Origin of the sequence: Pseudomonas sp. CCOS 191 (genome assembly GCF_001007005.1) — a bacterium.
Lineage (GTDB): Bacteria > Pseudomonadota > Gammaproteobacteria > Pseudomonadales > Pseudomonadaceae > Aquipseudomonas > Aquipseudomonas soli.
On record NZ_LN847264.1, the window covers coordinates 2,170,913 to 2,196,097 of the forward strand.

Genomic DNA, 25,185 nt, shown 5'->3' on the forward strand with positions numbered 1-25,185 from the left:
GGATGGAACATGCGAGCAATTCTGCCGATCACCGTGGCGCTGCTGCTGGCGGGCTGTGCATCGTCGACCATGGAAGCGGCGCGCGGCGGCGCACCCACCGCGCAGCTGGATTCGCACAAGACGCCGGATCTGGTGGCCCAGTGCATCCAGTTCAGCTGGCAGGAAGAGAACACCTTCGGGGTCGACGCCAGCGGTTACCTGGAGGCCCGCAAGCAAGGTGGCTTCACCGTGTACACCCGCGAGGCCGAGTCGTTCGTCGACGTCTATGCCCAGGCCGGCGGCACGCGAGTGGACTACTACGCGCAGAAGAACGACGGCATGGCCCTGCGCCGGCGCGCGGCAGCCGCCACCTGCCTGTAGGCCGTACTCGGCCAGCGGCGCAGGGTCACATCGGCAGCAGCCGGTCCTGAATCACTTCCTTCATCACCAGCGTCGAACTCAGGCGCTTCACATTGGGAATGCTGGTCAGTTGCTCGTCATACAGCTTCTGGAAGGCCGGCAGGTCCCTGGCCACCACGTGCAGCAGGTAGTCGGGGTCGCCGAACAGGCGCTGGGCCTCGACGATCTGCGGGATTTCCGCCAGCGCCGCCTCGAAGTCCGCCACCGGCTGGCGGGTCACCTCGCGCAGGGTCACGAATACCAGCGCGGCGAAATTCAAGCCCAGGGCCGCCGGGGCCAAGCGGGCGTGATAACCGAGAATGGCGCCTGTGTCCTCCAGCGCCTTGAGGCGCCGGTGGCAGGGCGACAGGCTCAAGCCCACGCGCTCGGCCAGTTCGGTCACCGACAGGCGCCCGTCTTTTTGCAGCTCGGCAAGGATCTTGCGATCAGTTCGATCCATGGGGAAGATTCTTCCATTGTTTGGCGTGTTGCGGGGAATATACGAAAGAAAATCCCTGGGCGATATCCGTAGTCTTTCTTTCACCGAAACCTGTGTGAAAGGAAGGCTCGAAATGGCCATGAGTGTACTGACGGCGTTCTGGGCCGTTTCCCTGCTGTTCGTGATTACCCCCGGCGCCGACTGGGCCTACGCCATCTCGGCCGGCATGCGCGGGCGTTGGGTCGTGCCGGCGGTGGCGGGCATGTTGTCCGGGCATCTGCTCGTCACCCTGGTGGTCGCTGCCGGGGTCGGCAGCCTGATCGCCGGTCACCCGCTGGCGTTGACCTTGCTGACCCTGGCAGGGTGCGTGTACCTGCTGTGGCTGGGCGGCAACCTGCTGCTGAGCCCGGCGGTGCCTGAGGCCGGCGCGGGTGGCGGGCAGGACTCGGGTTCGCGTTGGGCATTCAAGGGCCTGTGCGTCAGCGGCCTCAACCCCAAGGTGTTCCTGCTGTTCCTGGCCTTGCTGCCGCAGTTCACCGACCCGCAGTCGAGCTGGCCGTTGCCGCTGCAGATCCTGCTGCTGGGGTTGGTGCACCTGGGCAGTTCGCTGGTGATCTACCTGATGGTCGGCTACGGCGCCAAGGCCGTGCTGCGCACCCGGCCTGCCGCGGCGCAGGCCGTGGGCCGGTTGTCCGGTGGAGTGATGATCCTGATTGCCGTGGGGCTGATTGCCGGGCAGTTGCGTTGAGCCTGTCAAGCACGGCGGGTTGGGCTATGCTGACGGCCCTCACGATTCGGACCGGACCCTCATGAAATACGCCGCCGCACTTCTGCTCAGCCTGCTGGCGCTCGTGGCCCACGCCGCGCAACCTGGCGAAACCCTCGCGCCCTGGACGTTGCTCGACCAGTACGACCAGCCATACAGCCTGGGGGCCGACACCCAGGTCCTGCTGGTCGCCCGCGACATGGACGGTGCCAAGCTGGTCAAGGCGGCCCTGTCCGAGCAGCCCAAAGGCTACCTGGAGGCGCGCCATGCCGTGTTCGTCGCGGATATCCAGCGCATGCCGGCGCTGATCAGTAAGCTGTTCGCCATCCCGGCCATGCGCGACTACAGCTACCGGGTACTGCTCGACCGCGACGGCCGGGTCGCCAGCCGCTATGCCGGGGACGAAGGCAAGGTGCTGTGGCTGGCGCTGGATCACGGCGTGGTGGCAGCGCGCAACAGCTACGCCGATGCCGATGCCCTGAAGGCTGCGTTGGACCAGGCTGGCCGCTGAACCGGCCTGCCCGGTCGCTCAGGCGAAGGCCTGGCGCAGCAGTTGCGGCAGCACCTCACCCGCCTTGCCGGGCAGCATGAACGCCCGCGGATGCTCGCAGGGCACAGGCTGCGGATTGACATGCACCACCGTCGCCCCCGCCGCCAGTGCCATGCGAGGTATCGAGGCCGCCGGCTGTACCAGGCCTGAGGTGCCTACCGACAGCAGTACATCGCACTGCCGCGCGGCGGCGAATGCCTGCTCCAGCGCCGCCTCGGGCAACATCTCGCCAAACCACACCACACCGGGGCGCAGCGGCCCGGCGCAGCAAGCGCAGCGCGGTGGTTCCATGCGACAGCCGTGAGCGGCCTCCTCGGGCAGTGCCACGGGCTCATCCGCCGGGCGCGCGCAGTCCAGGCAGCGAAAGGCATCCAGCCGCCCATGCAGGTGCAGCACGGCACGGCTGCCGGCGCGTTCGTGCAGGTCGTCGACGTTCTGCGTGATCAGGGTCAGCTGCGGCACCTGCGCGGCCAGCGCGGCGATGGCCAGGTGGCCTGCATTGGGCACGGCCTTGGCGATCCCGGCGCGGCGCATCTGGTACCAGCCCCAGACCAGCGCCGGGTCGGCGCGAAAGCCCTCGGCGCTGGCCAACTGCGCTGGGTCGAAGCGCGCCCACAGGCCGGTCAGCTTGTCGCGAAACGTGGCGATGCCACTTTCCGCGGACACTCCGGCGCCGGTGAACACCACCACGTGGCGGGCCTGGGCAAGCAGCGTCGGATCGAATGGCATGAGGGCTCCCATGGTACGGTGCAGGGCGGTCGGTCACTGTGCCAGTGGGCTGCGGGCCGGACAAGATCCGAGTGAACCCTCGGCGCGCGCGACAACCCAAGCCAGTACAGCCAATAGGAGAAGACTCATGGAAATCGGAACAATCTGGTTCGTTGTCGCGCTCGTCGTCATCCTCCTGGAAATCTGGGCCATCTGGCACATCATCGGCAGTGATCGGCGCGCCGAGCGCAAGATGCTGTGGGTGGTTTTCGTCGTCTATGCACCGTTCCCGGGCCTGTTGTTCTGGGCCTGGCGTGGGCCGCGCGCGGTGAAGGGCAGGGCGGTGCTGCAGGAAAAATAGGCGCCGATCAAGGTGTGGCAAGCGGGGCTTGACCTCGACTTAGCCTGAGGTTTGATACTCGGCCGCTCTTTCCATCGATGGAGCGATACCATGACCCAGCCAGCCGCCTTTGCCCTGAGCAACCCCGAAGGCCTCTACGACCCCAGTGGCAATGCCTATTCCCACGTCGCCGAGGTGCGCGCCGGCAGCCGCCTGCTGTATATCGCCGGCCAGGGCGGCGAGGACCTGCAGGGCAAGTTGTCGGCACGTTTCGACGAGCAGGCGCGCCAAGCCCTGGTGAACCTGAAGATCGCCTTGGCTTCCCGTGGGGCAACGCTCGAGCACGTGTGCAAGCTCACCCTGCTGGTGGTTGACCATTCCGAGGCACGGCTGCGCCAGTGGGTGGCCGAGGCCGAGCGTGCCTGGGGCGGCCGGATGACCCCGACCTGCACCTTGATCCCGGTGCCGCGCCTGGCGCTGGACGGCATGCTGGTGGAAGTGGACGCCGTGGCGGCCCTGCCGCAGATGTGACAAAACCCGCATCCATCGTCGTGGCGACGCGCCGCGAGGATGGATGCGCCGCCGCCCCGCTGCAAACGCCTGAGCGCCCAGGTAGACTCGCGCTCCCGTATTCATCGAGCCCGTTCCATGACCCTCCCTGTCGAACTGCTCCAGACCGGCCCCGAGCATGCCGACCTGGTGCGCAACCTCTACCAGTTCTACGCCTACGAGTCCTCTGACTGGGAGCAGGAAGATGTCGAGGCGGATGGGCGCTTCTACCTCCACGAGCCGCACTTCACCCGCTATTGGCAAACCCCAGGCTGGAGCGCCAGCCTGATACTGGTGGACGGTTTCATCGCCGGCTTCCTGCTTATCGAGCGCAGTGAACTGCCCGGCATCGATGCCTGGGAGCTGGCCGACCTGTTCGTGCTCAAGAAATATCGCCGCCAGGGCGTGGGCCTGGCGGTAGCGCGGCGCACGCTGTGCGAGGGTCAAGGTGACTGGTTGGTGCGCTGCTACGGCGAGGATGCCCCGGCCCTGGCGTTCTGTCAGGCGGTACTGGCCGACCTGCCACGGCCGGTGCGGGAGATTGTCCTGGATGACGAGCCGTCGTTGCGCAACTTCCTGGTGACCCAGCGATTGCACTGACGGGGCGAGCACCAGCATGGTTTGCGCCCTCGCTGGCAGCGAAGGGATGTGGGAAAGTGGCCGATCAGCGAACAGAATGTACTGATTGGACCACAATGCTTTGTCCACCCTCTGGCTTCTCTTCTAGAATCCGCCCATGCCCGGGCGCCATGCCGGGGCAATCGCCCGAGAGCCCCATGAGTTCCAGTACACCGTTGTCCGGAGTCAACCAGCCGTTGCGCGGTATCACCCTGGTGGTGGTGGCCACCTTCCTGTTCGCCAGCCACGACGGCTTGTCGAAATTCCTCGGCGGGATCTACCCGGTCATCCTGGTGGTGTGGGTCCGTTACCTGGTGCACACCTTGCTGATGGCCGGGATCTTCCTGCCCAAGGCTGGCCTGGCGGTACTGCGCACCCGCCGGCCATTGCTTCAGACCTTGCGTGCGCTGAGCCTGCTCAGCACCAGCCTGCTGTTCACCGCCGGGCTGCAGTATCTGCCGCTGGCGGAGGCGACCTCGGTCAACTTCCTCGCCCCGGTGCTGGTCACTGCATTGTCGGTGCCGCTGCTCGGAGAGCGGGTAACCCCGGGACAGTGGCTGGCGGTGGTCATGGGTTTCGTCGGGGTGCTGGTGGTGGTGCACCCGGGCGGCGCGATGTTTACCCCGGCAATCCTGTTTCCCTTCGGTTCGGCCCTGTGCTTTTGTTTCTATCAGTTGCTGACGCGCAAGCTGGCGGCCCATGACAGCCCAACTACCAGCAACTTCTACGCGGGCGTGTGCAACACCCTGGTCATGACGGCGCTGGTGCCGTTCTTCTGGCAGACGCCGCAGTGGCCGCATGTACCGCTGATGCTGGCGTTGGGCGGCTGCGGGATGACCGCGCACCTGCTGCTGACCCAGGCGTTCCGCCATGCCGCGCCGGCGTTGCTGGCGCCGTTCAGCTATTGCCAGATCGTGTTCGCCGGGTTGCTGGGGTTGGTGGTGTTCGCACAGGTGCCGGACAGTACCAGCCTGGTCGGTATCGCGGTGATCTGCCTCAGCGGGCTTGGGGCTGCCTGGATGCAACGGCGACGTTGAACGGCCCTTACCCCGCGCGCCCTTCGTGCTGCTTGCGGTATGCCCCCGGCTGCACCCCGACGGCCTTGGCGAAGGCCCGGGTGAACGCCGCCACCGACTGATACCCGGCCTGCGCGCCTACCTGCTCGACGGTATTCCCGGCCTTGAGCAACTGGCAGGCATGGCGCATGCGCAGCGCCAGCAGCACCTGCCCGGGGGATTGCCCGGCCAGTTCGTTGAAGCGCTTGAAGAATGCCGAGCGCGAAAGCCCCGCGCAGGCCGCCATGGCCTCCAGCGTCCAGGCCTGGCCTGGTGCCTCGATCAAGCGCTCCAGCAACCCGGCGAAGGCCGGCTGGCGGGCGAGGGCGACCAGCCCGCCCAGCGCCTGGCCGTCGTGTGCCTGCTGGCGCAGCACATAGAGGAACAACAGGTGGGTCAGGCGTTCGAGCAGCGCCTGGGACGGCTGCGGGCGCCGGCATTCCTCGAGGATCAGCCCGAACAGCGCCCGCGCCGCGCTGCCAGCGGGGTCGCTGGCGCGCAGCAGGATCCAGTCCGCCAGTCCGTCGACGATCAATGATGACAACCCCGACCGGAAGTGGAAGAAACCACATACCAACCCGACGCCGTCCCCGGCTTCCAGGTCCAGCGCCTGCATGCTCCGGCGCGGCTGGGCACAGGCGTCGGCGGCATTCTCGTCGCCGGACAACCGATAGGCCAGGTCACGCAAGAGGAACACCGCATCGCCGCTCTCCAGGCGCAGCGGCTGCGCCTGGCCGTCGATGTGCAGCCAGCAATGGCCCTGCACCACCAGGTGGAAACTGGCCCGGCCCAGGCCCTGGGTGCTGGCGTGCCAGCCGCCGCAGTAGCGGCCCACATGGAACAGGCTGGCATCGAGCTCCAGGCTCTCTAATAACCAATCGACGAGGGGGCTGGAAGAAATCATCTAATGCAAGGACTCTGGAGCAAGGAAAGGCGACTGATGAATATGGATGCTACTTCTTATAACCAACAGACTGTAGCGACCTACATCAAAGGAGACCACTCCATGTCCGCGCGCATTACTCTACACAGCCTGCAGACCGCTCCGGAAGCCGCCCGCCCGTTCCTCGAGAACGCGCAGAAGAACTCCGGCTTCATCCCCAACCTGCTGGGCATCCTGGCCAACGCCCCGGCGGCGCTGGAAACCTACGTCACCGTCTCGGCGCTCAACGGCAAGTCCGAGCTGACCCTGGCCGAGCGCGAAGTGGTGCAGCTGATCGCCGCCACCCAGCACGGCTGCGACTTCTGCGTCGCCGGCCACACCGCCGTGGCGCTGAACAAGGCCAAGCTGCCCCAGGAAGTGGTCGATGCCCTGCGTGCCCGCGGCGAACTGCCCGACGCCCGCTACGAAACCCTGGCCGCGTTCGCCCGTGAAGTGATCGCCACCCGCGGCAATGTCAGCGACGCCACCTACCAGGCCTTCCGTGAAGCCGGTTTCAGCGAAGGCAACGCGCTGGAAGTGATTCTCGGTGTCAGCCTCGCAACCCTGTGCAACTTTGCTAATGTGTTCGCCCAGACGCCGCTCAACGACGAGCTTGGCAAATACCGCTGGCAGCCTTCGGCCTGACCGAGGCCTGATGCCGGCGCGCCCGGCGTTTCACAAGGAGTTAGGGACATGCTTGACCATGCATTTGGACAATGGCTGGATGCCAATGCCGAGGCCATTGACCAGGGCCAGTGCGATCCGCACCTGGTGCTGGCGCAGATCGCCGAGTCGCAGTTGCTGCGCATCGGCGTCGACCCGGCCCTGGGTGGCACGGGCGGCGACGTCAGCGAGGCGGTCGAGGCCATTGCCGCCATCGCCAGCCGTTCGCTGGCCGCGGCTTTCGTCTGCTGGGGCCAGCGCGCTTTCATCGAGTACTTGCTGCAAAGCCCTAACCGGGAGCTGTGCAAACGGTTGATGCCCGACCTGCTCAAGGGCGAACTCGCCGGGGCCACCGGCCTGTCCAATGCCATGAAGTTTCTCTCCGGCATCGAGGCCTTGCAGGTGCGTGGCCGCCTCGCGGCCGATGGCTGGAACCTCGAAGGTCGGCTGCATTGGGTGACCAACCTGCGCAAGCGCGGTTTCGTGGTGGCGGCGGCCATCGAGGATGACGCCGGCGGCGCACCGTTCGTGGTTGCCATTCCCTCCAACGCGCCGGGCCTGGAGCGCTCCGACGATCTGCAACTGATGGGCCTGCAGTCGAGCAACACCGCGGCGCTGGCGTTCCACCAGGTGCCACTGGCCCGCGACTGGCTGCTGCATGACAACGCCCGCGAGTTCCTGCCCAAGGTGCGTCCGGCGTTCCTGGCGCTGCAGTGCGGCATGGCCATCGGTCTCGCCCGGCGAGCGCTGGATGAAGTGCAGGAGCACCTGCAGGGCCGTGGCTCGTTCCTCGAAGAGGCCCGCCAGGTACTCAAGGAACGCCTGGAGAATACCGTCGGCGAACTCAAGCAGGGGTTGCTCGACGGGCGCTTCCAGGGCCAACCGGCCGCGTTGTTCAAACTGCGCATCACCCTCGCCGAATGCGCCGCCGACGCCGTGCAGCTGGAACTTCAGGCCAGCGGTGGCAAGGCCTACCTGACGGCCTATGGCGAAGGCTTCGCCCGGCGTTGGCGCGAGTCGGCGTTCGTGCCGATCGTCACCCCGAGCTTGGTGCAGCTGCGCGCCGAACTGCAACGCCAGGCGGCCAGCGCATGACCGAGGTGCTGCTCGAAGCCCGTGACATCAGCCTGGGCTACCCGCGCGACGGTGGCTGGCAGGCGGTGCTGGAGCAGTTCGACCTGGCGCTGGCGCCGGGCGAGGTGGTGACCATCCTTGGCCCCAGCGGGGTCGGCAAGTCCAGCCTGTTGCGCGTGCTGGCCGGGCTGCAGCAGGCCCGTGGCGGCAGCGTGCAGCTGCGCGGCGAGCCGCTGCAGGGGCCGCACCCGCGCCTGGCGGTGGCGTTCCAGGACCCGAGCCTGCTGCCCTGGCTGAGCCTGGAGAAGAACGTCGCCTTCGGCCTCGACTTCGCCCGCCAGCCCAAGCTGCCGGCGGCCGAGCGGCGCGCGCGTATTGACCACGCCATCGACGCGGTGGGCCTGGCCCACGCCCGTGGCCAGTACCCGGCGCAGTTGTCCGGCGGCATGGCCCAGCGCACCGCGCTGGCCCGCTGCCTGGCGCGCCAGCCCGAGGTGCTGTTGCTGGACGAGCCATTCGGCGCGCTGGACGAGGTGACCCGCGCCGACATGCAGCAACTGCTGCTGCAACTGATTGCCACCCACAATACCGCCGCCGTGCTGATCACCCACGATATCGACGAAGCCCTGCTGCTGTCCGATCGCGTGCTGCTACTGGGCAACCACCCGGCGCGCACCCTCGGCCAGTGGCACATCGACCTGCCGCAGCCCCGCGCGCAGCGGGTCGAGGAGCTGGGCGCGCTGCGTATCGAAATCCTCAAGACCCTTCGGCGGGCAAGCCGCACAGCCGAACCCACCCCATCCCCCTTGCCCTCGGAGGCTGTCCATGTGCATGGATGACTGCTGTTCCACCACGTCCCGTCGCGATTTTCTCAAGCTCAGTGCCATGCTCACCGCCGCCGGCGCCGTGCCGTTGCTGTCGAGCCTGCAAGCCCGCGCGGCCGCCGAGCCGGACGCGCCGGTGCGCATCGGCTACCTGCCGATCACCGATGCCACGCCACTGCTGGTGGCGCACAACAACGGCCTGTTCGAGGCCGAGGGCATCAAGGCCGAGCGCCCGGTGCTGCTGCGCAGTTGGGCCCAGGTGATCGAGGCGTTCATCTCCGGGCAGGTCAACGTCATCCACCTGCTGTCGCCGATGACCGTGTGGGCGCGCTACGGCAGCAAGGTGCCAGCCAAGGTCGTGGCCTGGAACCACGTCGGCGGCTCGGGCCTGACCGTGGCCCCGGACATCACCGACATGAAGCAGCTCGGCGGCAAGACCGTGGCCATTCCGTTCTGGTACTCGATCCACAACGTGGTGCTGCAGCAGATGCTTACCGACAACGGCCTCAAACCGGTGTCCAAGCCCGCCACCGCGCAGTTGGCGGACAACGAAGTCAACCTGCTGGTGCTGCCGCCTTCGGACATGCCGCCGGCCCTGGCCAGCAAGCGCATCGCCGGCTATATCGTCGCCGAACCGTTCAACGCCCTGGCCGAGAACCTCAAGGTCGGCCGCGTGCAGCGCTTCACCGGCGACGTCTGGCGCAACCACGCCTGCTGTGTGGTGTTCATGCACGAGCATGACCTGAACAATCGCCCGGAGTGGTCGCAGAAGGTGGTCAACGCCATCGTCAAGGCCCAGCACTGGACCCGCGAGCACCGTGCCGAGGCCGCGGCGTTGCTGTCCAAGGCCGGCCCCAACAAGTACACCCCGCACGAGCCGGCGGTGCTGACCAAGGTGCTGGCGCCATCGGCCGAGGACCGTGCTGGCTACATCGCCAGCGGCGCGATCCAGCACCAGCAGTGGGACGAGAAGCGCATCGACTTCCAGCCTTACCCGTTCCCCAGCTACACCGAGGAGCTGGTCAAGCGCCTGAAGAACACCCTGATCGTCGGCGAGAGCGATTTCCTTGCCGCCCTCGACCCGGCCCAGACCGCCCGCGACCTGGTGGACGATCGCTTCGTGCGCAACGCCATTGCCGCGGTGGGTGGCCCGGCGGCGTTCGGCATTGCCGAGAACTTCCAGCGTAGCGAGGAGTTCGCGGTCTGATGCGCAGGCATTTCGTGCATGGCGCCCTGGGCCTGGCGGGCCTGGCGGCGCTGCTGTTGCTGTGGTGGGCGGGGGTGCGCCTGTTCGGCGCCGCCGATGGCCTGTCGGCGCGCTTCGCGCCGCAGGCCACGCTGCAAAGCCTGATCGAGCTGCTGGGGCAGGGCGAGGTCTACGGGCATATCTGGGTGAGCCTCGAGCGTATCCTCGTCGGCCTGCTGCTGGCGCTGCTGATCGGCGTGCCGCTGGGCCTGCTGGTGGGCAGCTATCGCCACCTGGAGGCGGCGACCACGCCGGCGTTCCAGTTCCTGCGCATGATCTCGCCGCTGTCGTGGATGCCGGTGGTGGTGATGCTGATGGGCGTGGGCGACCAGCCGATCTACTTCCTGCTGGCCTTCGCCGCGCTGTGGCCGATCCTGCTCAACACTGCCGCCGGGGTGCGCCAGCTCGACCCTCGCTGGCTGCAGTTGAGCCGCAGCCTGAGCGCCACGCGCTGGGAGACGTTGTGCAAGGTGATCATCCCCGGGGTAATCGGCCATGTGCTGACCGGCGTGCGCCTGGCCATCGGCATCCTGTGGATCGTGCTGGTACCGTGCGAAATGCTCGGGGTGAGTGCCGGGCTTGGCTATTTCATCCTCGACACCCGCGACCGGCTGGCCTATTCGGAGCTGATGGCGATGGTGCTGCTGATCGGCGCACTGGGGTTCATGCTCGATGCCTTGGCGCGGGCGCTGCATAGACGCTGGGTGCATGCCTGAAGAAAGAGAGCGCGGGCCTGGATTTGTGGGGGCGGCGTAACGCAGCGCCCACAAAATCCGCGTTCAATTAGGGTATTAGGCGCATCCCTGCGCCTGGGCAGGTCAGAAGCTGTACTTGGCGGTCAGCATCAGGTTGCGCGGATCGCCAAAGGTGTCGCCCCCGTAGTTCACCGAGCTGGAAATCGACGAGTAGTACTTCCTGTCGAACACGTTGTTGGCATTGAGCTGCAGGTCCAGATGCTGGTTGACCGCGTAGCCGGCCATCAGGTCGGTCACCGCATAGGCGCCTTGCTCGAGGCGGTAGCGGCTGCCGTCGGCCACGCTGAAATCGTTGTACATGCGGCTCTGCCAGGTGACGCCGCCACCGACGCGCAGTTTTTCCAGCGGGCCCTGGAAGCGGTAGGTGGTGAACAGCTTGAGCTGGTGCTCGGGGGTGTCGGAGGACAGCGGCTTGTTGACGTTGGCGGGGTTCTTGGCGTCCTTGGTGGTGTGCACGCGGGCGTAGGTGTAGCCGGCACCGATCTGCCATTGTTCGGTCAGCGCGCCCTGCACCTCGAAGTCGATACCCTGGCTGCGCACCTCGCCGGAGGCTTCGTAGCAGGTGAACTGGCCCGCTCGGCAGACGCTCTTGTCGTCCACCTCGACCGCGCGGTTTTCCTGGTCGATGCGGAACACGGCAAGGCTGGCATTGAGCGCGCCATCGAAGTATTCACCCTTGATGCCTACTTCGTAGTTCTTGCCTTCGATCGGCCGCACCGGCGTGCCGCTGCTGTCCTGGCTGTCCTGTGGCTGGAAGATATCGGTATAGCTGGCGTAGACCGAGTGGTGTTCGTCCAGCTCGTAGATCAGGCCGGCATAGCGGGTAACGTTGCGGGTCACCTTGTAGTCGCCATCGTTGCTGCCGCGCTTGTCGTAGTCGTACCAGTCCAGGCGCCCGCCGAGGATCAGCTTGAGCGGGTCGGCCAGGCTCAGGCGGGTGGTGGTGTACACGCCTTCCTGGTTGATCAGGTAGCGGCTGCTGCTGGTGTGCAGGAAGTCGGGCTTGCCGCCGTCGATGGGGTAGTCCATGTCGTAGGGGCTGTAGTTGCGCTCGCTCATGTCGTAGATGCGCTTGCTGGCGCCGACCACCAGCTCGTGGGTGCGCCCGAACGCCTCGAACGGGCCGCTGGCGAAGGTGTCCAGGCCCAGCTGGTTCTCGTCGTGGGCCGACTGGTAGACCGTCCGGCTCAGCGGCTTGGCCAGGTCCCAGCGCGACTGGTAGGAGCCGCGGAACAGCGCGTTCTGCTCGCTGTAGGTGGCGTTGACCTGCAGCTTCCAGTCATTGGCCAGGCGCTGGCGCACCTCGGCGAACAGGGTATTGATCTCCTGGTCCTTGACCTCCCAGTCGGTGGCCGGGTTGTAGGAGCGTGGCAGGTCCAGGTGATGGCCGTCGAGGGCGGTGGGGATCGCGCCCCAGAATACGTTGGTCTTGTCCTTCTGGTGGGAGAGGCCGAGGGTAAGGGTGGTGTCTTCGCTCAGGTCGGCCTCGGTGATCGCGTAGAACAGCCCGTGGTCCTCCTGCTGGCCGTCACGGAAGCCGTTGGCGTCCTGGTACGAGGCCACCACGCGACCGCGCAGGGTGCCGCTGTCGTTGAGCGGGCTGGAGGCGTCCAGTTCGCCGCGGTAGTTGTCCCAGCTGCCGGCGGCGCCGGTGAGAGTGACTTTCTGCTCCGCCAACGGGCGCTTGCGCACCAGGTTGATGGCCGCCGAGGGCGTGCCGGAACCGGTGACCAGGCCGGTGGCGCCGCGCACCACTTCCACCCGGTCGAACATTGCCAGGTTCGGCTGGGCGCCGACCACCCAGCCGGTGTAGGCGCTGGGGATGCCGTCGTACATGATGTTGTCGACGTCGAAGCCACGGGCCTTGTAGGTCTGCCGGCCCGGGCCGTTGGATTGGTTGAGGAACAGGCCCGGGGTGTACCTGGCGACGTCGTTGATGCTGGTCATGCCCTGGTCGTCCATGCGCTGGCGGGTGATCACCGTCACCGCCTGAGGCGTTTCGCGCATGGTCAGCGGCAGCTTGGTGGCGGTGGACATGGCGCCGGTGGTGTACGACTTCGACCCCTCGGTGGTGCTGCCCAGGCTGCTGTCGTCGATGGCCGTGGCGCCCAGCTCGATCACGGCAGGGGCCTGTTCGGCTGCCAGCGCGGGGGTGAGGGTGGCCATGCAGATGGCCATGGCCAGCAGGTTGCGGGTGGGCGCGAAACGGTGGGGCGAGGGGAGCGATGACATGCCGAGCTTTATCCTTATTGCTAGTGCTTATGAGAACGATTAGCAATAAGTATGTAGGGATTGCCCGATCAAGAACAGGGCGTATGAATTGAAAATGATGAAATTTTCACATTTTTCCATTCGAATGGATTGGTTTGCCCACAGCCACACCTATCGATCAGTGCCACCTGCGCCAATCCGTTTACCTTGTTGCCTGCCTATTTCCAGCGCCTGGCCGTCGCGTTGCTTGCCGTGCCGTGCCTGGCCCACCAGCTCGGGGATCAGCGGCCCCTCGGGCAGATGACGCCAGAAGCGTCCGGGCAGATGCTGGCGCAATGCGCCGGGGTTGAGCCGGGCGGGGTTGAAGGTGTGTCGGTAGTAGGCCAGCCACAGTTCGGCCCCGGGGTCGTCGGCGTTGCGCGCCCATTGCCGCCAGTCTTCCGGGCACTGGCGGCGGTAGTCCAGTTGCGCGCCGTCGTAGCGGATGCCGTCGTGGGGCGTGGCGATCAGCCAGCGCTGGCGGCCCAGGCGTTCGGCGAAGTGCGCGCTGGCGCTGTCGAGGATGTCATGCGCGGGTTCGTGGTAGGCCACCAGGTCCAGTTGCAACTGCTCGGCCAGCGCTTCGGGCAGTGGCACGAAGCGCACGAAGGCATGCAGGTGATGAGCCTCGCGGCCGACCTGGCGGATGCGCCGTTGCAGCTCAGTGCCCAGGCGGTCGCCGGCCAGCATCGCGGTGCGATCGCCATGGGCGACGCGCCACAGCACTTCGTACAACAGGTTCCAGCGTTGCTCGCCGCGGTAGCGCCCGGCCTGTTCCAGCTGGGTCAGCAGCGCCGCCGGCACGCGGGCGTGGAACGGGCCGGGGCCTGCGGGCAGGGGCGTGGGCACGGCCAGCAAGTCATCCATCCAGGTCTGGCCCCAGGTCACCGTGGCCGGGTCGATGCCGTGACCGAGCAGTTGGCGGGCCTGGTCGCGCCAGATGGTGAAATCATCGCCGCAATCCAGCGCGATCATCCCCACAGCCCCATCTGCACGGGCGCCTGGGGTTCGCGCAGGCGGGCCCGCAGCAGGCCGCTGCGCAGCTCGGCCTGGGCCGGGCGATAGTCGCTGGTGACGATGAACGGGCGGGCTTTCTCCAGCACGCAGCGCAACTGGATCAGGTCGTCGTAGCGGATGCGCCGCTCCCGGCGCAGGGCGACCAGGCGCTGCACGCTGCGCAGGCCGATACCGGGGATGCGCGCCAGCAACGCCGGCTCGGCGCGGTTGACGTCAAGCGGGAAGACCTCGCGGTTGGCCAGCGCCCAGGCCAGCTTGGGGTCGATGTCCAAAGCCAGGTTGCCGGCCTCGCCCAGCAGTTCACCGGCCTTGTAGCCGTAGCCGCGCAGGAGGAAGTCGGCCTGGTACAGGCGGTGTTCGCGCAGCAGCGGCGGCGCGGCCAGGGGCACGCTGGAGGGGCTGTCGGGGATCGGGCTGAAGGCGGAGTAGTAGACCCGTTTGAGTCCATAGCCCTGGTACAGCGACTCGGCGTTGCGCAGCAAGGTGCTGTCGTCGGTGGCGTCGGCGCCGACGATCACCTGGGTACTCTGCCCGGCAGGGGTGAAGCGTGGTGCCCGCGGCTCGCCGGCGACGGCCTGCTGGCCGTGGTGGATCACACCCATGGCCTGGCGGATGGTGCTGGCGCGCTTTTCCGGGGCCAGGCGCTGGAGGCTGGCGTCGGTGGGCAGTTCGATGTTCACGCTCAGCCGGTCGGCCAGGCGCCCGGCTTCCTCGATCAGCAGCGGGTCGGCGTCGGGAATGGTCTTGAGGTGGATATAGCCACGAAAGGCGTGTTCTTCGCGCAGCAGGCGCGCCACCCGGATCAGCTGCTCCATGGTGTAGTCGGCGGAGCGGATGATGCCTGAGCTGAGGAACAGGCCGCTGATGCAGTTGCGCCGGTAGAAGTCCAGGGTCAGGCGCACCACCTCCTCGGGGCTGAAGCGTGCCCGGGGCACGTTGCTCGAGCGGCGGTTGACGCAGTACTGGCAGTCGTACAGGCAGAAGTTGGTCAGCAGCACCTTGAGCAGCGACACGCAGCGGCCATCGGGGGTGTAGCTGTGGCAGATGCCCATGCCATCGGTGGCGCCGAGGCCGTCGCGGCCGCGCGAGCTGCGCTTGGGCGCGCCGCTGCTGGCGCAGGACGCGTCGTACTTGGCGGCGTCGGCGAGGATGCCGAGTTTGGCGATGAGTTGCATGGGGCGGTCCGCTGAATACTGAGTATTCATACAGTATTTCGGGATTGGTCTGATGGCAAGGGCTTCTGATCGGCCGGGCGCTGCCAAGTCCCCCGTGGAACGCCCGAGCGCTCGATTACAGAATTGTAATCTTCACGCCACCCCCCGGATAACCAAGGCTCCCTAAAGTCCCTCGCCAAAGCATTCCGCCGCTTGTCGACGAGGACTTCCGCCGTGCCCATCCCCCGCAAGATCGCCTTGCTCTGCCTGTTGCTGGCCGGCCCTGCCGGCGCCGAGGGCCTGAGCCTGGACCAGGCGCTCGACGCCGCCTTTGCCCAGAACCCGGACTTCGCCGCCATTGGCCGCGAGATCGGCATCGCCGAAGGCGAGCGCCGCCAGGCCGGGCTGATTCCCAACCCCGAGCTGTCGTGGGAGGTCGAGGACACCCGCCGTGACACCAGTACCACCACCGTGACCCTCAGCCAGGCCCTGGAGCTGGGCGGCAAGCGCGGTGCGCGGATTGAGGTCGCCGAGGCCGGCCAGGCGGTCGCCCGCCTGGAGCTCGAGCGTCAGCGCAACAGCCTGCGCGCCGATGTGATCCAGGCTTTCCATGCCGCCTTGCGGGCGCAGACCGCGCTGGAGTTGGCGCAGCAATCGCAGGCGCTGACCGAACGCGGCCTGCGGGTGGTGGAGGGGCGGGTGCGCGCGGGGCAGTCCTCGCCGGTGGAGGCCACCCGCGCCCAGGTGCAGCTGGCCCAGGCCGAGGCGGCGGTGCGCCGGGCGCGAACCGAACGCACGGTGGCCAATCAAGCCCTGGCGCGGCTGACCGGCAGCGCCGAGGCCCGCTTCGACCGACTCGACGCCAGCTCGCTCTCGCCAGGCCCGGCACCCAAGGCCGAACGCCTGCTGGCCACGGTCGAGCAGACCGCCGAATGGCGCCTGGCCGCGGCGCAGATCGAGCGTGGCGATGCCAGCCTGGGCTCCGAGAAGGCCCAGCGCATCCCCAACCTGACCGTGAGCCTGGGCAGCCAGTACAGCCGTGAGGAGCGTGAGCGGGTCAATGTGGTGGGGTTGTCCATGCCGCTGCCGCTGTTCGACCGCAACCAGGGCAACGTACTGGCCGCCGCGCGCCGCGCCGACCAGGCCCGCGATCTGCGCAACGCCGTCGAACTGCGACTGCGCAGCGAAACCCGCAGTGCCCTGGAGCAGTGGGGCACGGCCATGGGCGAGGTGCAGGCGTATGACCGCACCATCCTGCCCGCCGCCCAGCAGGCAGTGGACACCGCCACCCGAGGTTTCGAGATGGGCAAGTTCGCCTTCCTCGATGTGCTCGATGCCCAGCGCACGCTGATCGAGGCGCGCGGGCTTTACCTTGACGCGCTGGCCCAGGCGACCGATGCCCGGGCGCAGGTGGAGCGGATCTACGGCGAGCTTCCGACAGGACTGTGAACGGGGGCTGCTGCGCAGCCCTATCGCCGGCAAGCCGGCTCCCACAGAAATCCGCGTCAACCCTTGTGGGAGCCGGCTTGCCGGCGATCTGACAGACGACATTTCAAGCAGGAGCAACAATGACCAACCCACGCAAGCTCGCCATCCTCGCCGCCGCCCTGGCCGTTATCGGCCTCGGTGGCGCGGCCTGGACCGGCACCCTCGGCAAGGCCGGCAGCGGCCAGGCACAACACGACGACCACGGTGAAGCCGGCCACGGCCATGACCAAGAGAAGGACGACGGACACGGCCACGGAGAGTCGACAGGCGAGGGGCATGGCGAGGAGGAGGGCCAGTTGCACCTGACTGCCGAGCAGATCCGCGCCGCCGGCGTGCAGCTGGCCACCGCCGGTCCGCGCACCTTGGGCACCGCCATCAGCTTCCCCGGCGAAATCCGTTTCGACGAAGATCGCACCGCTCATGTGGTGCCACGGGTTCCTGGCGTGGTCGAGTCGGTGCAGGCCGAGCTGGGCCAGGCGGTCAAGCGCGGCCAGGTGCTGGCGGTGATCGCCAGCCAGCAGATTTCCGAGCTGCGTAGCGAGCAGCAGGCGGCGCAACGGCGCCTGGAGCTGGCCCGGCTGACCTTCACGCGTGAAAAACAGCTGTGGCAGGAGCGCATCAGTGCCGAGCAGGACTACCTGCTGGCCCGCCAGGCGCTGCAGGAGGCCGAGATCGCCGCCGCCAACGCCGGGCAGAAGGTCGCCGCGGTGGCGCCGGCCGGCAAGGGCAACCGCTACGAGCTGCGCGCACCGTTCGACGCAGTGGTGGTGGAAAAGCACCTGACCGTGGGCGAGGTGGTGGACGAGACCAGCAATGCCTTCACGCTATCTGACCTGAGCCGGGTCTGGGCCACCTTCGCCGTGGCTCCGCGTGACCTGGACAAGGTGGTCAGTGGCCGTGGCGTCAGCGTCAGCGCGCCGGACCTCGGCGCCCAGGTGGAGGGCAAGGTCAACTACGTCGGCAGCCTGCTCGGCGAGCAGAACCGCGCCGCCACCGTGCGCGCCACCCTGGCCAACCCCAATGGCGCCTGGCGCCCCGGGTTGTTCGTCAATATCGCGGTCACCGTCGAGCGCTTCGACGCCGCGGTGGTGGTGCCGGAAAGCGCCCTGCAGACCTGGGAAGAGCAGACCGTGGTGTTCGCCCGCACCGATGAAGGGTTCGCGGCCCGCCCGGTCAAGCCCGGCCGGCGTGATGCCGGCCAGGTGGAGATCCGTGAAGGCCTGGCCGCCGGTACCGAAGTGGCCGCCGCCGGCAGCTTCGTCCTCAAGTCCGAGCTGGGCAAAGGCTCGGCCGAACACAGCCACTGACCGGGGACGCCTTCCATGTTCGAACGCCTGATCCAATTCGCCATCGAGCAGCGCCTGGTAGTGATGCTCGCCGTGGTGCTGATGGCCGCCGTGGGCATCCACAGCTACCAGAAGCTGCCCATCGACGCCGTGCCCGACATTACCAACGTGCAGGTGCAGATCAACACCGCCGCGCCCGGCTATTCGCCCCTGGAGACCGAGCAGCGCATCACCTTCGCCATCGAGACCGCCATGGCCGGGTTGCCCGGCCTCAAGCAGACCCGCTCGCTGTCGCGCTCGGGCTTGTCGCAGGTAACGGTGATCTTCGATGACGGCACCGATATCTTCTTCGCCCGGCAACTGGTCAACGAGCGCCTGCAGGTGGCCCGCGAGCAGTTGCCCGAGGGCATCGAGGCGGCCATGGGGCCGATCTCCACCGGCCTTGGCGAGATCTTCCTGTGGACGGTCGAGGCCACGGACGGCGCGCTGAAGGACGACGGCACGCCCTATACCGCCACCGACCTGCGGGTGATCCAGGACTGGATCATCAAGCCGCAGCTGCGCAATGTGCCTGGCGTGGCCGAGGTCAACAGCATCGGCGGCCACGCCAAGCAGTACCTGATCGCCCCGGAGCCCAAGCGCCTGGCAGCCTACAAGCTGACCCTCAACGACCTGATCGCCGCCCTGGAGCGCAACAACGCCAACGTCGGCGCCGGCTATATCGAACGCAACGGCGAGCAATTGCTGATCCGCGCCCCGGGCCAGGTGGCTTCGGCCGAGGACATCGCCAGCATCGTCATCTCCAGCGTCGACGGCACGCCGATCCGCGTCAGCCACGTGGCCCAGGTCGGCCTGGGCCAGGAGCTGCGCTCCGGCGCCGCCACCGAGAACGGCCGGGAAGTGGTGCTGGGCACGGTGTTCATGCTGATCGGCGAGAACAGCCGCACGGTGTCCCAGGCGGTGGCGGCCAAGCTCGAGGAGATCAATCGCAGCCTGCCCAAGGGCGTGGTGGCGATCACCGTGTACGACCGCACCAACCTGGTGGAAAAGGCCATCGCCACGGTGAAGAAGAACCTCATCGAAGGCGCGATCCTGGTCATCGCGGTGCTGTTCCTGTTCCTGGGCAACATCCGCGCCGCGCTGATCACCGCCATGGTCATCCCGTTGTCGATGCTGTTCACCTTTACCGGCATGTTCAGCAACAAGGTCAGCGCCAACCTGATGAGCCTGGGTGCGCTGGACTTCGGCATCATCGTCGACGGCGCGGTGGTGATCGTCGAGAACGCCATTCGCCGCCTGGCCCATGCCCAGCAGCATCATGGCCGCATGCTGACCCGTTCCGAGCGCTTCCACGAAGTGTTTGCCGCCGCCCGCGAGGCGCGCCGGCCGCTGATCTACGGGCAATTGATCATCATGGTGGTGTACCTGCCGATCTTTGCCCTGACCGGGGTCGAGGGCAAGATGTTCCACCCCATGGCCTTCACCGTGGTGATGGCGCTGCTGGGGGCGATGATCCTCTCGGTGACCTTCGTCCCCGCGGCCCTCGCGCTGTTCGTCACCGGCAAGGTGAAGGAAGAAGAGGGCGTGGTCATGCGCACCGCCCGCCGTCGTTATGCCCCGGTGCTGGAGTGGGTGCTGGGCCGGCGCAACCTGGCCTTTGCCGGCGCCGCCACCCTGGTGCTGCTGTCCGGTGTGCTGGCCAGCCGCATGGGCAGCGAGTTCATTCCCAGCCTCAGCGAGGGTGACTTCGCCCTGCAGGCCCTGCGCGTGCCGGGCACCAGCCTGTCGCAGTCGGTGGACATGCAGCAGCGCCTGGAGAAGACCATCATCGAGCGGGTGCCGGAAGTCGAGCGAGTGTTCGCCCGCACCGGCACCGCCGAGATCGCCTCCGATCCGATGCCGCCGAACATTTCCGATGCCTACGTGATGCTCAAACCGCGCGAGCAGTGGCCAGACCAGGGCAAGTCGCGTGATGCGCTGATCGCCGAGGTGCAGCAGGCGGCAGCCAGCGTGCCGGGCAGCAACTACGAGCTGTCGCAGCCGATCCAGCTGCGCTTCAACGAGCTGATTTCCGGGGTGCGCAGCGATGTGGCGGTGAAGGTGTTCGGTGATGACATGGAGGTGCTCAACCGCACCGCCGCGCAGATCGCCACCAGCTTGCAGCAAGTGACGGGGGCGTCCGAGGTGAAGGTCGAGCAGACCACCGGCCTGCCGGTGCTGACCATCGATATCGACCGCGACAAGGCCGCCCGCCACGGCTTGAACGTGGGCGATGTGCAGGATGCCATCGCCATCGCGGTGGGGGGCCGTACCGCCGGTACCCTGTACGAAGGCGACCGTCGCTTCGACATGGTGGTACGCCTCTCCGAGGCGCTGCGCACCGATGTCGACGGGCTGTCGAGCCTGCTGATTCCGGTGCCGGCCAGTGCCGCCGCGGGCGCTGCGCAGATCGGCTTCATCCCGCTGTCCCAGGTGGCCACGCTGAACCTGCAGCTGGGTCCCAACCAGGTCAGCCGCGAAGACGGCAAACGCGTGGTGGTGGTCAGTGCCAACGTACGCGGGCGTGACTTGGGCTCGTTCGTCGAGGAGGCGTCGCAGACCTTGATCGACCAGGTGCAGATTCCACCGGGCTACTGGACCCGCTGGGGCGGCCAGTTCGAGCAGCTGCAGTCGGCGGCCGAGCGCCTGCGCGTGGTGGTACCGGTGTCGTTGCTGCTGGTCATGGCCTTGCTGCTGATGATGTTCAACAACCTCAAGGACGGTCTGCTGGTGTTCACCGGGATTCCTTTCGCCCTCACCGGTGGCGTGCTGGCGCTGTGGCTGCGCGACATTCCGCTGTCGATCTCGGCGGGCGTGGGCTTTATCGCGCTTTCCGGGGTGGCGGTGCTCAACGGTCTGGTGATGATCGCCTTCATCCGCAACCTGCGCGAGGAAGGGCGCGGCCTGCGTGCCGCAGTCGAGGAGGGCGCCTTGACCCGCTTGCGGCCAGTGCTGATGACCGCGCTGGTGGCATCGCTCGGGTTCATCCCGATGGCCCTGGCCACTGGCACCGGTGCCGAGGTGCAGCGACCGCTGGCGACGGTGGTGATCGGCGGGATCCTGTCGTCGACGGCGCTGACCTTGCTGGTGCTGCCGGCGTTGTACCAGTGGGCGCACCGGCGCGATGAGGCCGAGACTGCGTGAACCCCTATCGCGGGGCAAGCCCGCTCCCACAGTGATGCTTGCGTGGGAGCGGGCTTGCCCCGCGATGCTTCAACGCCGACGCCACAGCCAGTGGTCCAGGCTCAACCTTCCAGAGCCTTTCAACAGCAGTGGCAACAACGCCACCAGGTAGATCAGCGGCAGCTTGAAGTTGCCAAACCCCTGGTCGGTGATCGCATACCCCCGCCCCAGTTCCGCCAGGCTCGACCACTGGCTTGGCCAGTGCACCGCCGCGATCGCCACTACTGTCACCACCATCAGCACCGCCGAGGCCAGGCGGGTGCCGAGCCCGAGCAGCAGGAGCAGCGGGCAGAGCAGCTCGGCCCACATCGACAGTTGCCAGTTCAGGCCAGCCGGCAGCAGGTCGAACGGGAACGGAAAACTGCCTTGCAGGTCGGCGAACCAGTTGGCGCCATTGAACTTCTCCAGGCCCGATTCGAAGAACTCCCAGGCCAGGAACAGGCGCAGCGGCAGGTCGGCGCTCCAGCTACCAGCCCGGTCGAGGGCCATGAACGGGCGAGTCAGGGTGTTTGTCAGCATGGTGATCTCCTTGTGTCAGTGCGACAGGGCAGTGGCGGCCCGGCGTGAGCGTTGGGCCTGCTTGGCGATGAGCTTGAGGGTGATGGCGGCGAACATCAGGGCGAACGCCAGCGGGTACCAACCACCCATGGGGATGCGCTTGTAGAACGACAGGCAGAACACCGCCGCCAGCACCCAGGTGCCGGTGCTGTGCAGGCCTTTCCACAGGCGTGGGCCGAGCAGGCGCATCGGTGCCTTGAACGAGGTCAGGGCCAGCAACAGGATGAACAGGTAGCCCACCGAGCCCGGGATGTTCGCCACGGCGCTGCGCCCGGCCCAGAACAACTCCGGGTAGCGTTGCGCATACAGGTAGATCAGCACGCCATGGACCGTATGCGAGAAGGCGAAGGCCAGGCCCAGGTAGCGCCGTTCACGGAGCAACTGGCGGCTGGCCTGGCCGGGTAGCAGGGTGACCAGCGTCGAGGCCAGGAAGGTCAGCAGGAACAGTGCGAAAGAGCTGCGTGCCGTGGCGCGAATGGCGCTGCGCAGGCCGTCGGCCCCCAGCGGATGGGTGACAAGCACCACAGCGGTCATCAGCAGGGTCAGGGCCGCGAGGGCGTGGAACAGCTTCCAGCCAGAGGGCAGTGGTAACGCTTTCATGGGCAGGGTTTCCGGCGTGCTCGGCGACGGCGGGTTGCCGTCGCGCTGTGCTGGCCGGAAGTCTGTGCTGGCGGGGTATCGACAGTGTGTCGAGGAGGGCGGTGTTATGTATCGCTGTGTAGTGGCGCTCAGCGGGTACTGGTCAGACGCTGCTGCGCTGCCGCGCAACCATTGATCTCCACCGCCTTCTGCAGAAAGGTCTGACGCTGGCGCGGATCGAGTTCACCCAGCAGCCGGTAGATCTCGGCCTGGTAGTCACGCTGACGTCCCCACTGCAGCTGCAGGCCCTGCGGCCGGCTGCGATTGCAGGCCAGGCGGGTGGCCGGCTGCGGATAGTAGGCGGCATACAGGGTGGCCATGCTCGGGACTGCCTCCAGGGCCTCGCGGTAGCCCGGGCTGGCATTGTAGGGCGTGCACCAGTGGGCGATGGCCAGCGCCGGTGGGGCAAAACCTTGCTTGAGGCTGGCCTCGAGCAAGGGGCAGGCGGCCTCGGCGATCTGGTTGGCCGGCAAATAGGTGGTGTAGTACAGCGCCAGGCGATACTGGGCCACCGGGTGGCCAAGGGCGACGGATTTTTTCAGCAGCGCCACGGCCGAGGGCAGTGTATGCGCCATGGCCTGGCCCTGGCGGCTGAGCTCGGGGTCGCCAATGGCGGTGCGCAGCGGGCTGGCGCTGTCGTCCTGGTTGTCGGCCTGTTCCAGCAGGGGCAATGCCTGGCGGTAGAGCAGATCGGCATGGGGGTCGATGTTCACTTCCAGGGCCTGGGCGCCGGCCGCGGCCAACAGCAACGGCATCGCCACGGCCAGGTTGGCGCGATGGCGGCGACCCTGACGGCGGGCCGGGAACGAAGGGACGGCTGGGATGGTCATGGCAGTTACGCGGTTGCCTCGGGCAAATCAGGAGCGACGACAGCGTATTCTATCCATCCGCGCCCCTTCGCCGAAAGCCCGGCGTACGGCCATCAGACCAGCTTGATCGGTGCGACCTTGCGCAGGGCCTGTCTTTCCTGGGCCAGCCCCAGCTTGGCGGTGATCACCTTGGCCAGCGCGTTGTTGCCCAGGTCGTTGAAGTGCAGGCGGTCGACGAACAGGTGTTCGCTGAAGACCGGCGAGCTGCTGAGCATGCTGTTCATGTCATAGCACGGCACCGGCTCGGCCTGGTTCTTGATACGGCGAAAGAAAGCCATGTGCAGTTGGCTGTCGAAGGTGTCGCCGAGCAGGCGATCGAAATTCGACGGCTGGCGCTCGAGCTCGCCGAGCATGGCCTGTTCGGCGCTGGGCACGACCTCGCGGCACCAGGGCAGCAGTGGCTGGAGGATGAAGGTGAGGGTGGTGTGGCCGTCGGCCAGCAGGCGATCCCATTGACGCAGGGTCCGGCCGACGCAATCGGCGGCGCGGATCAGACGCTTGTCGGGGCTGGACAGCGGCTCGATGTCCGGCCAGCGCGGTTGTCGCGCAGGCGCCAGGACCTGGCCCAGGCGCTGCCAGAGCGATTCGCGGCGTGCCTCGCCGGTGGCTTGCACCCCTTCGTTGAAGCGATTGAGAAAATCCTGGTAGGCCTGTGCCCGATGCGGATCCTGCGCGCCGGCCAGTACCTCGGCCAGGGCCTCCTGGGCCAGCGAGTTGAGGCCGCTGAGCACCACCACATGGCCGATCTGGCCGAAGCGGTGCTGGTGGGTGAGGAACATCAGCAGTTCCTGCGTGGCATTGAGCCCGCAACCGGTCAGGTTCAGCCAGATCTCGCCGGTCAACATCGACAGGTACGAGGCCACGGTGTGCTCGTCGGAGCTGGCGCCGATGCCCATGGCGGTGGAGCCGCCCACCAGCAGGTTGACCCGCGCCGCGCCGCCGCGCTCGGCCACCGAGAAGCGCTTGCCGGCGCAATGGCTGTAGCGCATGCCCAGCGCGTCGGTGTTGATGGTGCCGGAACGGTAGCCGCGCTCATGCACGTACAACGTGTGCGGCGCCCGGCGGCTGCCCAGTTGCAGGAAACGCTGGTAATCCTCTGCCAGGGGGTCGGGCGTGCCCATGCTGCCGGGGGTGGCGCTGTCGGTCGGTGTCATGGGCGCTCCTTGGTGTGAGGGCAGGCTCAGGCGGCCAGTTCCCTGATGTTGTAGGCCAGGCCGACCGCGGCGATCAGCAGCAGGGCGACGCCCGAGGCCAGGCTGATCAGGCGGTTGCTGCGCGGCGAGGCAATCTTGCCAATGGCGAAGATGTACAGGCTGAGCACGGCGAAATCGATGGCGATCCACAGCAGCGACAGCACCACCATGCTCTTGCCGAACGACTCGGTGATCTGGATGAACTGCGGGAAGAAGGCGATGAAGAAGATGATGTCCTTGGGGTTGGAGATGCCGACCATGAAGCCCTGCAGCAGGCCGCCACGGCCCGGCTGCACGCCGGTTGCGGCCTGGGTGGCGTCCTCGGCCGGGGCCTGCAGCGCTTCGCGCAGGGTACCCAGGGCGATGTAGCCGATGAACAGGCAGCCCAGCAGGCTCATGCCGCTGAGCCAGGCCTTGTCGATGGCCGCGCTGGTCAGGATGATCCAGGCGGCCGCGCCGATCAGCACCAGTGAGGCCCAGTTGGTGCCGACCGCGGTGAACAGGGCCTTGCGCGAGCCCGAGGCGGCGGCGGTGTTGACGATCAGGGCCACCACCGGGCCGGGCGTGGCGATCAGCAGCAGGACGGTGAGGGCATAGGTGGCGGTCAGTGCGGTATTCACGT

General features: G+C 67.3%; 26 protein-coding genes. 15 read left to right on the forward strand and 11 right to left on the reverse strand.

What is annotated here, in order from left to right; all coding sequences use genetic code 11:
• Positions 1-9: 9 nt before the first annotated feature.
• Positions 10-360 carry a hypothetical protein gene (locus CCOS191_RS10035; RefSeq protein WP_046855051.1) on the forward strand — a complete coding sequence of 117 codons (351 nt, stop codon included), beginning with the start codon at positions 10-12 and terminating at the stop codon, positions 358-360.
• A gap of 25 nt (positions 361-385) precedes the next feature.
• Here the strand turns inward: CCOS191_RS10035 and CCOS191_RS10040 are convergent, their stop codons facing one another.
• Entirely contained in the window at positions 386-838 is a 453-nt protein-coding gene (locus tag CCOS191_RS10040) for an Lrp/AsnC family transcriptional regulator (protein WP_046855052.1), read from the reverse strand.
• Between the two features lie 112 nt (positions 839-950).
• Here CCOS191_RS10040 and CCOS191_RS10045 point away from each other — a divergent pair, with 112 nt between their 5' ends.
• Entirely contained in the window at positions 951-1,565 is a 615-nt protein-coding gene (locus tag CCOS191_RS10045) for a LysE family translocator (protein ID WP_046855053.1), read from the forward strand.
• A 61-nt stretch (positions 1,566-1,626) separates the two neighbouring features.
• Positions 1,627-2,094, forward strand: coding sequence for a hypothetical protein (locus CCOS191_RS10050; RefSeq protein ID WP_046855054.1), 468 nt, complete (start codon positions 1,627-1,629; stop codon positions 2,092-2,094).
• Positions 2,095-2,112: 18 nt separating this feature from the next.
• Here the strand turns inward: CCOS191_RS10050 and CCOS191_RS10055 are convergent, their stop codons facing one another.
• Positions 2,113-2,862 (reverse strand): SIR2 family NAD-dependent protein deacylase, encoded by a 750-nt coding sequence (locus CCOS191_RS10055; protein ID WP_046855055.1) that lies wholly within the window; start codon positions 2,860-2,862, stop codon positions 2,113-2,115.
• A 127-nt stretch (positions 2,863-2,989) separates the two neighbouring features.
• On the opposite strand from CCOS191_RS10055, the gene CCOS191_RS10060 reads away from it, so the two are divergent.
• The 4 genes from CCOS191_RS10060 (at position 2,990) to CCOS191_RS10075 (ending at position 5,385) form a co-directional block, all read left to right on the forward strand.
• Positions 2,990-3,202, forward strand: coding sequence for a PLDc N-terminal domain-containing protein (locus CCOS191_RS10060; RefSeq protein WP_031315336.1), 213 nt, complete (start codon positions 2,990-2,992; stop codon positions 3,200-3,202).
• A 90-nt stretch (positions 3,203-3,292) separates the two neighbouring features.
• On the forward strand, positions 3,293-3,712 hold the full coding sequence (locus CCOS191_RS10065; RefSeq protein ID WP_046855056.1) for a RidA family protein: 420 nt from the start codon (positions 3,293-3,295) through the stop codon (positions 3,710-3,712).
• A 117-nt stretch (positions 3,713-3,829) separates the two neighbouring features.
• A complete protein-coding gene (locus CCOS191_RS10070; RefSeq protein ID WP_046855057.1) occupies positions 3,830-4,330 on the forward strand; it encodes an acetyltransferase in 501 nt (166 codons plus the stop codon).
• A 176-nt stretch (positions 4,331-4,506) separates the two neighbouring features.
• Positions 4,507-5,385 carry a DMT family transporter gene (locus tag CCOS191_RS10075; protein WP_046855058.1) on the forward strand — a complete coding sequence of 293 codons (879 nt, stop codon included), beginning with the start codon at positions 4,507-4,509 and terminating at the stop codon, positions 5,383-5,385.
• Positions 5,386-5,392: 7 nt separating this feature from the next.
• On the opposite strand, the gene CCOS191_RS10080 is transcribed toward CCOS191_RS10075, so the two are convergent.
• Positions 5,393-6,307, reverse strand: coding sequence for an AraC family transcriptional regulator (locus tag CCOS191_RS10080; protein WP_046855059.1), 915 nt, complete (start codon positions 6,305-6,307; stop codon positions 5,393-5,395).
• Between the two features lie 102 nt (positions 6,308-6,409).
• On the opposite strand from CCOS191_RS10080, the gene CCOS191_RS10085 reads away from it, so the two are divergent.
• From CCOS191_RS10085 to CCOS191_RS10105, 5 genes are read left to right on the forward strand one after another with little or no spacing between them, the layout of a single operon-like run.
• Positions 6,410-6,970, forward strand: a complete 561-nt coding sequence (locus CCOS191_RS10085; RefSeq protein WP_046855060.1) for a carboxymuconolactone decarboxylase family protein — start codon at positions 6,410-6,412, stop codon at positions 6,968-6,970.
• 48 nt (positions 6,971-7,018) lie between these two features.
• Positions 7,019-8,083, forward strand: coding sequence for an acyl-CoA dehydrogenase family protein (locus tag CCOS191_RS10090; protein WP_046855061.1), 1,065 nt, complete (start codon positions 7,019-7,021; stop codon positions 8,081-8,083).
• Positions 8,080-8,901, forward strand: a complete 822-nt coding sequence (locus CCOS191_RS10095) for an ABC transporter ATP-binding protein (protein WP_046855062.1) — start codon at positions 8,080-8,082, stop codon at positions 8,899-8,901. The genes CCOS191_RS10090 and CCOS191_RS10095 overlap by 4 nt, the downstream gene beginning before the upstream one ends.
• On the forward strand, positions 8,888-10,093 hold the full coding sequence (locus CCOS191_RS10100; protein ID WP_046855063.1) for an ABC transporter substrate-binding protein: 1,206 nt from the start codon (positions 8,888-8,890) through the stop codon (positions 10,091-10,093). Before CCOS191_RS10095 ends, CCOS191_RS10100 begins: the two co-directional genes overlap by 14 nt.
• The gene (locus tag CCOS191_RS10105) at positions 10,093-10,848 is read left to right on the forward strand and encodes an ABC transporter permease (RefSeq protein WP_046855064.1); all 756 of its coding nucleotides are present in this window, start codon (positions 10,093-10,095) and stop codon (positions 10,846-10,848) included. Before CCOS191_RS10100 ends, CCOS191_RS10105 begins: the two co-directional genes overlap by 1 nt.
• Before the next feature lie 102 nt (positions 10,849-10,950).
• Here CCOS191_RS10105 and CCOS191_RS10110 read toward each other — a convergent pair whose 3' ends face one another.
• The 3 genes from CCOS191_RS10110 to CCOS191_RS10120 form a co-directional block, all read right to left on the reverse strand.
• Positions 10,951-13,119 (reverse strand): TonB-dependent siderophore receptor, encoded by a 2,169-nt coding sequence (locus CCOS191_RS10110; RefSeq protein ID WP_046855065.1) that lies wholly within the window; start codon positions 13,117-13,119, stop codon positions 10,951-10,953.
• Positions 13,120-13,269: 150 nt separating this feature from the next.
• Positions 13,270-14,112, reverse strand: coding sequence for a TIGR03915 family putative DNA repair protein (locus tag CCOS191_RS10115; protein WP_046855066.1), 843 nt, complete (start codon positions 14,110-14,112; stop codon positions 13,270-13,272).
• Entirely contained in the window at positions 14,109-15,329 is a 1,221-nt protein-coding gene (locus tag CCOS191_RS10120) for a putative DNA modification/repair radical SAM protein (protein WP_046855067.1), read from the reverse strand. The genes CCOS191_RS10115 and CCOS191_RS10120 overlap by 4 nt, the downstream gene beginning before the upstream one ends.
• A gap of 213 nt (positions 15,330-15,542) precedes the next feature.
• Between CCOS191_RS10120 and CCOS191_RS10125 the strand changes: the two genes are divergently transcribed.
• The 3 genes from CCOS191_RS10125 (at position 15,543) to CCOS191_RS10135 (ending at position 21,265) form a co-directional block, all read left to right on the forward strand.
• Positions 15,543-16,757: a TolC family protein gene (locus tag CCOS191_RS10125; RefSeq protein ID WP_046855068.1), complete on the forward strand. Its 1,215-nt coding sequence runs from the start codon at positions 15,543-15,545 to the stop codon at positions 16,755-16,757.
• Between the two features lie 119 nt (positions 16,758-16,876).
• Positions 16,877-18,103: an efflux RND transporter periplasmic adaptor subunit gene (locus CCOS191_RS10130; protein WP_046855069.1), complete on the forward strand. Its 1,227-nt coding sequence runs from the start codon at positions 16,877-16,879 to the stop codon at positions 18,101-18,103.
• A 15-nt stretch (positions 18,104-18,118) separates the two neighbouring features.
• Positions 18,119-21,265, forward strand: coding sequence for an efflux RND transporter permease subunit (locus tag CCOS191_RS10135; RefSeq protein WP_046855070.1), 3,147 nt, complete (start codon positions 18,119-18,121; stop codon positions 21,263-21,265).
• Positions 21,266-21,334: 69 nt separating this feature from the next.
• Here the strand turns inward: CCOS191_RS10135 and CCOS191_RS10140 are convergent, their stop codons facing one another.
• From CCOS191_RS10140 to CCOS191_RS10160, 5 genes are all read right to left on the reverse strand, one after another.
• Positions 21,335-21,823 carry an HvfX family Cu-binding RiPP maturation protein gene (locus CCOS191_RS10140; RefSeq protein WP_046855071.1) on the reverse strand — a complete coding sequence of 163 codons (489 nt, stop codon included), beginning with the start codon at positions 21,821-21,823 and terminating at the stop codon, positions 21,335-21,337.
• 15 nt (positions 21,824-21,838) lie between these two features.
• The gene (locus CCOS191_RS10145) at positions 21,839-22,462 is read right to left on the reverse strand and encodes a ferric reductase-like transmembrane domain-containing protein (RefSeq protein WP_046855072.1); all 624 of its coding nucleotides are present in this window, start codon (positions 22,460-22,462) and stop codon (positions 21,839-21,841) included.
• Positions 22,463-22,590: 128 nt separating this feature from the next.
• Complete coding sequence (locus tag CCOS191_RS10150; protein WP_046857743.1) at positions 22,591-23,256, reverse strand: hypothetical protein; 666 nt, start codon at positions 23,254-23,256, stop codon at positions 22,591-22,593.
• A 167-nt stretch (positions 23,257-23,423) separates the two neighbouring features.
• Entirely contained in the window at positions 23,424-24,524 is a 1,101-nt protein-coding gene (locus CCOS191_RS10155) for a hypothetical protein (RefSeq protein ID WP_046855073.1), read from the reverse strand.
• 26 nt (positions 24,525-24,550) lie between these two features.
• The gene (locus CCOS191_RS10160; RefSeq protein WP_046855074.1) at positions 24,551-25,183 is read right to left on the reverse strand and encodes a LysE family translocator; all 633 of its coding nucleotides are present in this window, start codon (positions 25,181-25,183) and stop codon (positions 24,551-24,553) included.
• Between the last annotated feature and the right edge of the window lie 2 nt (positions 25,184-25,185).

Bases quoted from the DNA above. Each gene is read 5' to 3' on its own strand.
- CCOS191_RS10150 (WP_046857743.1), bottom strand. From the start codon at position 23,256: ATGCCGTTGCTGTTGGCCGCGGCCGGCGCCCAGGCCCTGGAAGTGAAC.
- CCOS191_RS10045 (WP_046855053.1), top strand. From the start codon at position 951: ATGGCCATGAGTGTACTGACGGCGTTCTGGGCCGTTTCCCTGCTGTTC.
- CCOS191_RS10130 (WP_046855069.1), top strand. From the start codon at position 16,877: ATGACCAACCCACGCAAGCTCGCCATCCTCGCCGCCGCCCTGGCCGTT.
- CCOS191_RS10155 (WP_046855073.1), bottom strand. From the start codon at position 24,524: ATGACACCGACCGACAGCGCCACCCCCGGCAGCATGGGCACGCCCGAC.
- CCOS191_RS10140 (WP_046855071.1), bottom strand. From the start codon at position 21,823: ATGCTGACAAACACCCTGACTCGCCCGTTCATGGCCCTCGACCGGGCT.
- CCOS191_RS10070 (WP_046855057.1), top strand. From the start codon at position 3,830: ATGACCCTCCCTGTCGAACTGCTCCAGACCGGCCCCGAGCATGCCGAC.
- CCOS191_RS10080 (WP_046855059.1), bottom strand. From the start codon at position 6,307: ATGATTTCTTCCAGCCCCCTCGTCGATTGGTTATTAGAGAGCCTGGAG.
- CCOS191_RS10055 (WP_046855055.1), bottom strand. From the start codon at position 2,862: ATGCCATTCGATCCGACGCTGCTTGCCCAGGCCCGCCACGTGGTGGTG.
- CCOS191_RS10100 (WP_046855063.1), top strand. From the start codon at position 8,888: ATGTGCATGGATGACTGCTGTTCCACCACGTCCCGTCGCGATTTTCTC.
- CCOS191_RS10115 (WP_046855066.1), bottom strand. From the start codon at position 14,112: ATGATCGCGCTGGATTGCGGCGATGATTTCACCATCTGGCGCGACCAG.
- CCOS191_RS10075 (WP_046855058.1), top strand. From the start codon at position 4,507: ATGAGTTCCAGTACACCGTTGTCCGGAGTCAACCAGCCGTTGCGCGGT.
- CCOS191_RS10050 (WP_046855054.1), top strand. From the start codon at position 1,627: ATGAAATACGCCGCCGCACTTCTGCTCAGCCTGCTGGCGCTCGTGGCC.
- CCOS191_RS10085 (WP_046855060.1), top strand. From the start codon at position 6,410: ATGTCCGCGCGCATTACTCTACACAGCCTGCAGACCGCTCCGGAAGCC.
- CCOS191_RS10135 (WP_046855070.1), top strand. From the start codon at position 18,119: ATGTTCGAACGCCTGATCCAATTCGCCATCGAGCAGCGCCTGGTAGTG.
- CCOS191_RS10090 (WP_046855061.1), top strand. From the start codon at position 7,019: ATGCTTGACCATGCATTTGGACAATGGCTGGATGCCAATGCCGAGGCC.
- CCOS191_RS10145 (WP_046855072.1), bottom strand. From the start codon at position 22,462: ATGAAAGCGTTACCACTGCCCTCTGGCTGGAAGCTGTTCCACGCCCTC.
- CCOS191_RS10060 (WP_031315336.1), top strand. From the start codon at position 2,990: ATGGAAATCGGAACAATCTGGTTCGTTGTCGCGCTCGTCGTCATCCTC.
- CCOS191_RS10035 (WP_046855051.1), top strand. From the start codon at position 10: ATGCGAGCAATTCTGCCGATCACCGTGGCGCTGCTGCTGGCGGGCTGT.
- CCOS191_RS10110 (WP_046855065.1), bottom strand. From the start codon at position 13,119: ATGTCATCGCTCCCCTCGCCCCACCGTTTCGCGCCCACCCGCAACCTG.
- CCOS191_RS10120 (WP_046855067.1), bottom strand. From the start codon at position 15,329: ATGCAACTCATCGCCAAACTCGGCATCCTCGCCGACGCCGCCAAGTAC.
- CCOS191_RS10040 (WP_046855052.1), bottom strand. From the start codon at position 838: ATGGATCGAACTGATCGCAAGATCCTTGCCGAGCTGCAAAAAGACGGG.
- CCOS191_RS10095 (WP_046855062.1), top strand. From the start codon at position 8,080: ATGACCGAGGTGCTGCTCGAAGCCCGTGACATCAGCCTGGGCTACCCG.
- CCOS191_RS10105 (WP_046855064.1), top strand. From the start codon at position 10,093: ATGCGCAGGCATTTCGTGCATGGCGCCCTGGGCCTGGCGGGCCTGGCG.
- CCOS191_RS10065 (WP_046855056.1), top strand. From the start codon at position 3,293: ATGACCCAGCCAGCCGCCTTTGCCCTGAGCAACCCCGAAGGCCTCTAC.